The organism is Chthoniobacter sp. (genome assembly GCF_040003245.1).
Classification (GTDB): domain Bacteria; phylum Verrucomicrobiota; class Verrucomicrobiia; order Chthoniobacterales; family Chthoniobacteraceae; genus Chthoniobacter.
This window is the reverse complement of the sequence record NZ_JBDUCX010000287.1, coordinates 1-7,922: the sequence shown is the minus strand read 5'-3', so window position 1 is coordinate 7,922 and position 7,922 is coordinate 1. Positions and strand designations below refer to the sequence as shown.

General features: G+C 63.4%; 10 protein-coding genes, 1 tRNA gene and 1 pseudogene. 4 read left to right on the top strand and 8 right to left on the bottom strand.

The annotated features are described in order from the left end of the window. A pseudogene (locus ABJF10_RS27085) lies at positions 1-1,019 on the top strand (glucosidase); the annotation flags it as partial. Continuing rightward, positions 1,016-1,783, top strand: coding sequence for a 1-acyl-sn-glycerol-3-phosphate acyltransferase (locus ABJF10_RS27080; protein ID WP_348547747.1), 768 nt, complete (start codon positions 1,016-1,018; stop codon positions 1,781-1,783). The pseudogene ABJF10_RS27085 and the gene ABJF10_RS27080, both read left to right, overlap by 4 nt. Before the next feature lie 163 nt (positions 1,784-1,946). On the opposite strand, the gene ABJF10_RS27075 is transcribed toward ABJF10_RS27080, so the two are convergent. Beyond that, positions 1,947-2,020, bottom strand: a tRNA-Gly gene (locus ABJF10_RS27075). A 148-nt stretch (positions 2,021-2,168) separates the two neighbouring features. On the opposite strand from ABJF10_RS27075, the gene ABJF10_RS27070 reads away from it, so the two are divergent. Beyond that, positions 2,169-2,792 carry a hypothetical protein gene (locus ABJF10_RS27070; RefSeq protein ID WP_348547746.1) on the top strand — a complete coding sequence of 208 codons (624 nt, stop codon included), beginning with the start codon at positions 2,169-2,171 and terminating at the stop codon, positions 2,790-2,792. A 107-nt stretch (positions 2,793-2,899) separates the two neighbouring features. Here ABJF10_RS27070 and ABJF10_RS27065 read toward each other — a convergent pair whose 3' ends face one another. Continuing rightward, positions 2,900-4,069 (bottom strand): glycosyltransferase, encoded by a 1,170-nt coding sequence (locus ABJF10_RS27065; RefSeq protein ID WP_348547745.1) that lies wholly within the window; start codon positions 4,067-4,069, stop codon positions 2,900-2,902. A 73-nt stretch (positions 4,070-4,142) separates the two neighbouring features. On the opposite strand from ABJF10_RS27065, the gene ABJF10_RS27060 reads away from it, so the two are divergent. After that, a complete protein-coding gene (locus ABJF10_RS27060; RefSeq protein ID WP_348547744.1) occupies positions 4,143-4,907 on the top strand; it encodes a ChbG/HpnK family deacetylase in 765 nt (254 codons plus the stop codon). Here the strand turns inward: ABJF10_RS27060 and ABJF10_RS27055 are convergent. The 6 genes from ABJF10_RS27055 to ABJF10_RS27030 form a co-directional block, all read right to left on the bottom strand. After that, complete coding sequence (locus tag ABJF10_RS27055; protein WP_348547743.1) at positions 4,867-5,670, bottom strand: MBL fold metallo-hydrolase; 804 nt, start codon at positions 5,668-5,670, stop codon at positions 4,867-4,869. The genes ABJF10_RS27060 and ABJF10_RS27055 overlap by 41 nt on opposite strands. A 98-nt stretch (positions 5,671-5,768) precedes the next feature. Then, positions 5,769-6,101 (bottom strand): hypothetical protein, encoded by a 333-nt coding sequence (locus tag ABJF10_RS27050; protein ID WP_348547742.1) that lies wholly within the window; start codon positions 6,099-6,101, stop codon positions 5,769-5,771. A gap of 50 nt (positions 6,102-6,151) precedes the next feature. Further along, a complete protein-coding gene (locus ABJF10_RS27045) occupies positions 6,152-6,523 on the bottom strand; it encodes a hypothetical protein (protein WP_348547741.1) in 372 nt (123 codons plus the stop codon). Between the two features lie 174 nt (positions 6,524-6,697). Further along, entirely contained in the window at positions 6,698-7,042 is a 345-nt protein-coding gene (locus ABJF10_RS27040; protein WP_348547740.1) for a hypothetical protein, read from the bottom strand. Further along, positions 7,039-7,311, bottom strand: a complete 273-nt coding sequence (locus tag ABJF10_RS27035; protein ID WP_348547739.1) for a hypothetical protein — start codon at positions 7,309-7,311, stop codon at positions 7,039-7,041. The genes ABJF10_RS27040 and ABJF10_RS27035 overlap by 4 nt, the downstream gene beginning before the upstream one ends. Before the next feature lie 125 nt (positions 7,312-7,436). Next, positions 7,437-7,691, bottom strand: coding sequence for a hypothetical protein (locus tag ABJF10_RS27030; protein WP_348547738.1), 255 nt, complete (start codon positions 7,689-7,691; stop codon positions 7,437-7,439). Positions 7,692-7,922: the final 231 nt, after the last annotated feature.

Genomic DNA, 7,922 nt, shown 5'->3' with positions numbered 1-7,922 from the left:
CGTGGATGGCCTTCTACTGCCTCACCATGCTCTCCATGGCCCTGGAGCTCGCCCAGCACAATCCTGTCTACGAAGACATGGCCTCGAAATTCTTCGAGCACTTCGTCCACATCGCCGACTCCATCAATCATCTCGGCGGCAACGGCCTCTGGAACGATGCCGACGGCTTCTACTACGACCAGCTCAAGCTCAATGGACAAAGCATCCCGCTCTGCACGCGCTCGCTCGTCGGCCTGCTCCCACTCATCGCCGTGGAAGTGCTCGAGCAGGAGCACATCGACAAACTGCCGGGCTTCGCCAAGCGCATGAAGTGGTTCATCGATCATCGCCCCGACCTCGCGGCGAGCATCACCATGTGCAATCCCTGCGCACATCACGAACACCGCATTCTCGCCATTCCCTCACGCGAGCGCCTCGAGCGCACCCTGCGCTACATGCTCGATGAAACGGAATTCCTGTCGCCCTTCGGCCTGCGCTCCGTGTCGCGGGTTCACAAGGACCAGCCGTACGTCTTCCGCGTGGGCAACGACGAGCATCGCGTCGATTACACGCCGGGCGAAGGCAACACCTACCTCTTCGGCGGCAACTCGAACTGGCGCGGCCCGATCTGGTTCCCGATCAATTACCTCATCATCGAGGCGCTGGAACGCTACCATCATTTCTACGGCGACGGCCTGAAAGTCGAATGCCCCGTCGGCTCAGGCACCATGCTAAACCTGAAAGAAGTCGCTCGCGAACTCTCGCGCCGCCACGCCCGGCTCTTCCTTCCCAATGAACACGGCGCACGCCCCTGCCACGGCGCCGATGCGCGTTACAGCACGAGCCCGCACTGGAACGAACTCGCCCTCTTCTACGAATATTTCCACGCCGACACCGGCCGCGGTTGCGGGGCCAGCCATCAAACCGGCTGGACCGCGCTCGCCGTGCGCTGCCTGGAGAGTATCAAAGAGCCGCCCCGGCCCGCCGCCGGGAGCCCCACACTGGCCCGCACCCTCGAACCTGCTGAGGCGCTGTCGTGAACGCGATCGGCGCGCCACCGGCGTCGCTGCTTGGAAACCAGCCATCACTGTCCCTGAGCCTCGCAGCGCGAACCTTCGCGCGCGGTTGCGGCTTGATTCTTCGCTTTGCCGTCCTCGCGATACTGTATCCGTTCGCCCTCGCGGACGGCCTGTGGCAGCCCGTGGCCGCTGCTCCCACAGGCACGGCGTTGGCCGGCGCGCGCGCCGCGTGGCTGCACCGCTGGAGTCGCGTCACGCGCGGCGTGCTCGGCTGGCGCCTGAACCACCACGGGTACGTTCCCGTGTCCGGTGTAGTCGCCGCCAATTTCACAGGAATTCGCGGCGCCATCCTACTCGCGGCCGTCCGTCCATGCGTTTTCGTCGCCGGGGCGGATGTGCGCAGGTGGCCGTTCATCGGACTTCTCGCCCGGCTCGCTGGAACCATCTTCGTCGATCGCCAACGGCACGATGCGGTTCGCGTGAACTTCATGATTCAACGCGCCGTCCAACACCGCCGTCTGCTCGTCGTCATCTTTCCCGAATGTCGCCGTAGTCACAACAATGCCACGCCCGGCCAATTTACGTCCGCGCTTTTCCAACCCGTGGTCGACCTCGGCTGCACTTTGACCGCCGCGGCAATCAGTCGCGGCCACCCCAAGTGCCATGGCACGAAGATCACCTTCAGTGCCCCAGCCTTCCGGCGCGGCAGCCGCAAGCAACTAGCCCGGCTACTTCGCCGCGAAGTGCTCGGTCTCGGCCTTCATTCCAAGCCCAGCACAGCGTGATTTGGAGAATGAATCGATCCGAAAGTGTTCTGGAATCTCGAGCAGCTCGCAAAGAGCAGCAACTCCGGACAATGCTCGGCGGATTCATTTGCGAGAGACGGAAGGAAGCGCCTGACATTAGAGCTCAGCAGCCCGCGGAGGTGAACCCCGATAGGGACAGGTATGGAGCGGGTAGCGGGAATCGAACCCGCATGGCCAGTTTGGAAGACTGGAACTTTACCACTAAGCTATACCCGCGAAGCCAAGCGAGAATCTGTCGCGGGCGGCGCGGTTGACAAGTGTTTTTTCCGGCCTCGGGAGCGCATCGGCCCGAAATGGGGGTGCGTTCATGGCTTGTCAAGGGGGTGGCTATGGGCCTAGCGTCCTTGCCGGCCCCTCGATCGTTATGCGTGCACTCCCCCGCCTGCTCATCTTCCTTGGCCTTGCCTACCTCTGCTTCGTGCTCTTTCACGAGGCTCGCATCGCCAGCAAAAATCCGGATGTCGATCCCAGCAAGGTCGTGATGCTCTTCGCGGGGACCGTCCTGGTGGGCGGGACCATGGCCATTCTCGTGGTCGTCATGATCATGCCGCGCATCGGCGACGCCGTGGGTAATTTCTTTTTTCAGCCCAGCCAGGAGATCGAGAAGGATCCGCACTCCGCCGCCGCCGCCGCGCTGGCGCGTGGCGATTACGAAGCGGCGGTCGAGGAGTATCGGCAGCTCATCGAGAAGGATCCCGCCGACACGCTCTCCTACAGTGAGGTCGCCAAAATCAGCTGCGAACATCTCGACGATGCCCTCGGTGCGTCGGCCACCCTGGAGCAGGCGTTGCAACGCGAATGGTCGCCCGAGGATGCCGCCTTTCTTAGTTCACGGCTCGTCGACGTGTATTGGAAATACCAGCACGACGCCCGCAGTGCGCGCGCGCTGCTCCTGCAGATCGTCGAGAGCATGCCCGGCACCCGGCACGCCGCCAACGCCGAGCATCGTTTGCGCGACATCGAGCAACAGATCGCGCTGGAGGGGTAGGCGGGGCGGTCATTCGGGCGGGGCAAGGCGGAACGCCGCGCCCAGGCGTCGAAAGCGGTCATGGCCTTCCGGAAAAAAACTCGCACCTTAAATCACCTTAAGGCGGCTTAAGGCACCTTAAATCGACTCGGTACCGGCGAGAGTGCCCCGCGGATCCCGACGCGCCACCAGCGTCCGCTCCACCAGACGCGGGAAGAAAGCCAACTCAGCACCCAGCACACCGTTTCCATCACACTGGAGGGGGGCAATCCCATCCAAATCCATGGCCAGGGAAAATGGAATTTCAGCGCCCCCGCCATCCCTTGCAGTCTCCAAGTGCGGATCAGTACCGCGCCTGAAAACACGATGAGAACCGACGATTCCGGTGGCCAGATCAAACAGGCGACGAGGCACCAGACGAGGCCCTGCGTGATGACCATCCCAGCGAATCCCACCGGGCTGGCCGCGCGATAGGTCACTGCCACGCGGCGCTGATGCCGCCAATAATCGGTCCACGACATCGCATCGCTATCCAGCGTCGCAATTTGCCGGCTCAGACGGATTCTCTGGCCGGCCTTCGCCAGCGCGGCTCCGAGTTGATGATCCTCCGCCAGCATATCGCCGAACGCCCGCCATCCACCGACTTCGGCGAGGCCATCACGCCGCACCAACGTGCAAGCGCCCAGCGTGAACTTCACGTCTCCAAATCGCCGCACGAGGGCCAGCCCTGGCCAGAGGCCCAACAGGACCGCCAGCGCATCGCAGCACTGCGGTCCCGAAACAGTATTCGCGAAACGATACGCCGCCGTGAGCGCGGCGCCGGCCTCCGCCTGCCACTCGCGGCGAAAGGCGTCCACGAATTCCGGGTCGAAGATGACTTCGCTGTCGCTGAGCAACCACGCGGCGTGGCGCGCCGGCGCTTCCATTTGCACAACCTTCGAGATCTTCGGATTCACCGCTGCGCCCGGCGCGCAGCGAACCACCGCAATATCCCGCTGCGGAAAAGCACGCTGCACTTCCGCGCAGAGTGCTTCCTCCTCCGTATCCGGATCGACACCGAAGAGGATCTGATCGCCAGCGAGACTCGACGCGACCAGTGCTTCCAGTTTTTCGCGCAGCCGCGGCACGCCACGTTTCAGCGGACGGAAAAACGTGATGGGTACGATCGGGTCCGTGCATCGAGGCGCGGGGTCCCGCAACCAATGCCGGAGGGCGATGCTGGCGAGCACATCGTAAAGTACGCCCGCCCCGAGCACGATCAGGAACCAGCCATTCCTGCCCGGGATGAGTCCGCTCATGGCTTGTGCAACGGTGGGAAGAAAGTGCAAATCGTCATCGCGACACCGGCAGCTTGCCGGGGCCGCGCGCAAATTGAAACATCTCATCGTCACCGGCGACGACTTCGGTCGCAGCCACGAAGTCAACGAAGCCATCGAGCGCAGCCATGCCGCGGGGTTCCTCACGCAGGCGAGCCTCATGGTCAACGAACCGTGCGCGGAGGAAGCCGTGCGTATCGCGCAACGCCACCCCGGCTTGTGCGTGGGGCTGCATCTGACGCTGTGCGACGGGCAGGCCTCGACTGTCTCGGCGATCACCAATGAGGCCGGTGAATTCGTCGTGTCGCCCGCGCGGGCCGGCCTGCGCTACGCCTTCGGTTCATCGCTCGCCGGAGCGCTCCTGCAGGAGATCCGCGCCCAATTCGAGCGGTTCCGGACGCTCGGGTGCCTGCCCACCTATTGGGACGGCCACGCCCATCTGCATCTCCATCCCACCATCCTCCGGCTCGCCCTGCCGGTGGCCGTGGCGCATGGCTTCCACGCCCTGCGCCTCGTGCGCGAACCGGGTTCGTGGGCGCCGCTCTCACAGATTTTCCAATGGCTCAGCGGCGCCGCTATTCGCACCCTCCGACAATACTCCCTCACGTTCACCGATCACACCTTCGGCCTGCGCGATACGGGCCGGATGACCACGGAAATCGGTATTCGCATTCTGCAGGCACTGCCCGACAGCGTGAGCGAGTTCTACTTTCACCCCGGCGCCGAGCCCAGCGAGATCGACTACGCGCGGCTGATCGCCGTCCTTGAAACGGAGGGCATCACACTGTGCACATCGCTGCCACCGCCAGCCGGGCGCTGATCTCGCGCTGTCCGGCACACAGCACTTCCACGGCGGTGCCGCCTCTCGCGTCGAGTCGCGCCCGCACGGTGCCGACGGCCAGCTCCGGGCTGTTGCAATCGCGGCTCAGATGCCCGAGCACGGCACGCCGCAACCGACCGTCCAGCAAATCGGCCAGCACCTCCGCCGCCGCGGTGTTGGAGAGATGGCCGTGACGCGACATGATTCGCTGCTTCACGCTCCAAGGCCGCTTGGTGTCGTTTTGCAGCAGCTTCTCGTCGTGATTTGTCTCGATGAGCAGCGTCTGCGCCGCGCGCACCCGCTCCTGCACGAGCTTGGTCGCCACACCGAGATCGGTCAGCACCCCGAGCGCTTCGTCGCCATGATGCAGCACAAATCCCACCGGCTCGACCGCATCATGGGGCACGGGAAAAGTTTCCACGGTGATATCCTTGATTGCAAACGCGCTGCCCGTGATAAAGAGTCGCCAGTCCTTGCGCGCTTGCGCCGACGATTCGCGCTGGAGCACCTCCGCCGTGAGGCGGTTGCAATAGATCGGGGTCGAGAATTGCTTGCACCACACATCGAGCGCGCCCGAATGATCGCCGTGCTCGTGGGTGAGCAGCACGCCATCGATTTCCAGCGGGTTCACTCCGCACTGCGCGAGCCGCAGCACGATCTGCCGCGCGCTAAGTCCGCCGTCCACGAGCAAACGCGTCTGCGGGGTCTCCACGAGGGCGCAATTGCCCGCGCTGCCGCTGCCGAGAATGGTGACGGAAAACATTTTCCGCATTAAACGCCAACGCATACCGAGCCGCAAATATATAAACCGGCGACGGGCGCGAAATCGCCCCGGGGCGCGGAGCGGCGCGGTTGTCTCCGTCAGGCCGCGGCGACCTGGTCCACCGGGCCCTCCGCGCGCACGGGAGGCGCCGCTTCTTCCGCCGGCGAGACCACCGGCTTCTTCGGGAGCTTCGCGGTCTTCACTTCCTTGAGCTCATAACGGTGGAAGCTGGCGGGCCGGAAGCTCACGTTGCGGGCGGCAAAGTTATCGACGATCTCGAATCGTCCGCTCTTCGTCTCGATCACCTCGCCGGCGCGGCAGCCGACCAGGAGTTGGGTGAAGAAGTCGTCTTTTTTCTGATAGAGTGCGCGGGCCTTTTCCCCGAGGATCAGGACACGATTTGCCAGGCTGATTTTCTTGCGGTTGTTCATATTTTTCACTTGGGTTTCTGGTTCTGTTTATTTGGTTGTCGACGCATTGGTCATTCGTCATTGGCTACTTCGCCACCCACCGGCACCGCATCGATCCGATGCAGCGCCAGCGCCTCCGGCGTAAAGCCGACGAACGCCTCGAATCCCTCCACGCCCGGCGGCGGGTAGGCTATGAGTTGCACCATCTGCGCCCACTGCGCGTAGGGAATGGTGAGCTTGAAGGGCGGCATCGATCGCGAGCCGTGGAAGAACGCGAGCTTCACGCCCTGCGGTGTGACACGGATGCGCACCGGACGATCCTCCGGCGCAATGCCCGCCGGTCTTGGATCGTTCAACCCGTCTTCCGCCGGAGGCAACTCCGTCGTCGGATACGCCGTCGCCATTGCTCGTTCCTCGAGAAGTTCCAGTCTTTCGCCGATCATAGTGCGTCCGCCTTTCCTGAAGGTGCGGCTTCCTTTTTCTCCGGTTCGCTGCCACCGGGAACAGGGACTCCCGGATAACGGTATTCCCAAACGGAGCCGAGCAGGTCTCGTTCGAGCAACCACGCGGTGTATGCCCGGTTCACCGATCGAGCCCAGTGCATGCTGATTTCTCCGTCACTCGGGACGGGCCGCAGGTCTTGCAATTCGCGGGCGGGAAGATCTTCGCGCATGATTTTTGAAGTGGTGGGTTTCCGGGCCGCTCCAGGCCCGCGCTTTCCGTTGAGTCATGGGCGCCGCGGGCTCCGCAGAATGTGTCGCGATGGGCGGCAGGCCGGCGCCGGCCAGGCCGCGGTTGAGCCACTGCTCTTCCAGTCGCGCCAGTTCCGCCATCAATTCGTGACGCCGCCGCATGGTGGCTGCGAGCGTGCCGAGCAACATCGGCGCGCGCGGCGCTTGCAAGAGCGCCCGCCGGTTCGCGATGTCGTGCAGGAGTTTCAAGTCTGTCTCGTCGAGGTTCATGATGCGTGGGTGTCAGGGGTGGCCGCGCGTCGTGCGAGGCGGACCGGTTGATTGTTTTTGCGCGCCTGGACGAAGGCGTCGAAAGCCGCCACCGGAATGCGCCAATAGCAACGCGGCGTCTTGCTGCCGCAGGCGTTCAAGCGGCTGCGCAAACCGCTCGCGACGTTGACCGCCGCGAGTCCCGTTTCGCCGTCGGTATCGCGATACTCCTCAATGAGATCGACGACTTGCTGATCGGTAATGCCGAGCGCCTGGGCCACATCCCGCACGCGGACCTACGTCTGTCCCGGAAAAAGCGCGTGCGCCTGGAAGTTCGCGAGACCACTCCCGCCCGCTTCCGGGGAGCGAGATGCGGCGCCGGCCCGCGGCGAACCTTTTGCATGGGTGGCAGGTTTCATTCTTCGCCCCCTCCCAGCAGATGACGGAAATCCAGCGCGCATCGATCTGCCGCGCGGATGGCCTCGGCCGTGACGGCGGCCGTGGCGGCGAGCGCCTGCAGATCGCCGCCCTCCAAAGGCGGTGGCGACGCCAGGGCGAGTTGCGTGGCGAGAATGGCGACGGAATCGTAAACGACCAACGGCTCCTCGGCAGGTACAGCGAGGGCGAGTTCGGAGAGGGATTTGAGTGCGTGGAGTGTGGTTATGGTCATAGTTTGGTGTGTGTTTTTCTATTTGCAAAAATCGCTCGTATTGTCGTTCGAAGCGTAATTGAGCAGTCGAGCGCCATCAGCCGTAAAAACCTTCCGTGATGACCGCGACATCCCCGAAGTCCTTCATATAGCTGCATAAAATACATTCCACTGACTTTCCACGCCGACTGATTCCACTTATGTTTGAGCTACATATTAATCTGTGCGCTCACAATTACACGCCTAATTGAG

Coding starts and splice junctions, on each gene's coding strand:
- ABJF10_RS27045 (WP_348547741.1), bottom strand. CDS start 6,523: ATGATCGGCGAAAGACTGGAACTTCTCGAGGAACGAGCAATGGCGACG.
- ABJF10_RS27050 (WP_348547742.1), bottom strand. CDS start 6,101: ATGAACAACCGCAAGAAAATCAGCCTGGCAAATCGTGTCCTGATCCTC.
- ABJF10_RS27030 (WP_348547738.1), bottom strand. CDS start 7,691: ATGACCATAACCACACTCCACGCACTCAAATCCCTCTCCGAACTCGCC.
- ABJF10_RS27070 (WP_348547746.1), top strand. CDS start 2,169: ATGCGTGCACTCCCCCGCCTGCTCATCTTCCTTGGCCTTGCCTACCTC.
- ABJF10_RS27040 (WP_348547740.1), bottom strand. CDS start 7,042: ATGAACCTCGACGAGACAGACTTGAAACTCCTGCACGACATCGCGAAC.
- ABJF10_RS27065 (WP_348547745.1), bottom strand. CDS start 4,069: ATGAGCGGACTCATCCCGGGCAGGAATGGCTGGTTCCTGATCGTGCTC.
- ABJF10_RS27055 (WP_348547743.1), bottom strand. CDS start 5,670: ATGTTTTCCGTCACCATTCTCGGCAGCGGCAGCGCGGGCAATTGCGCC.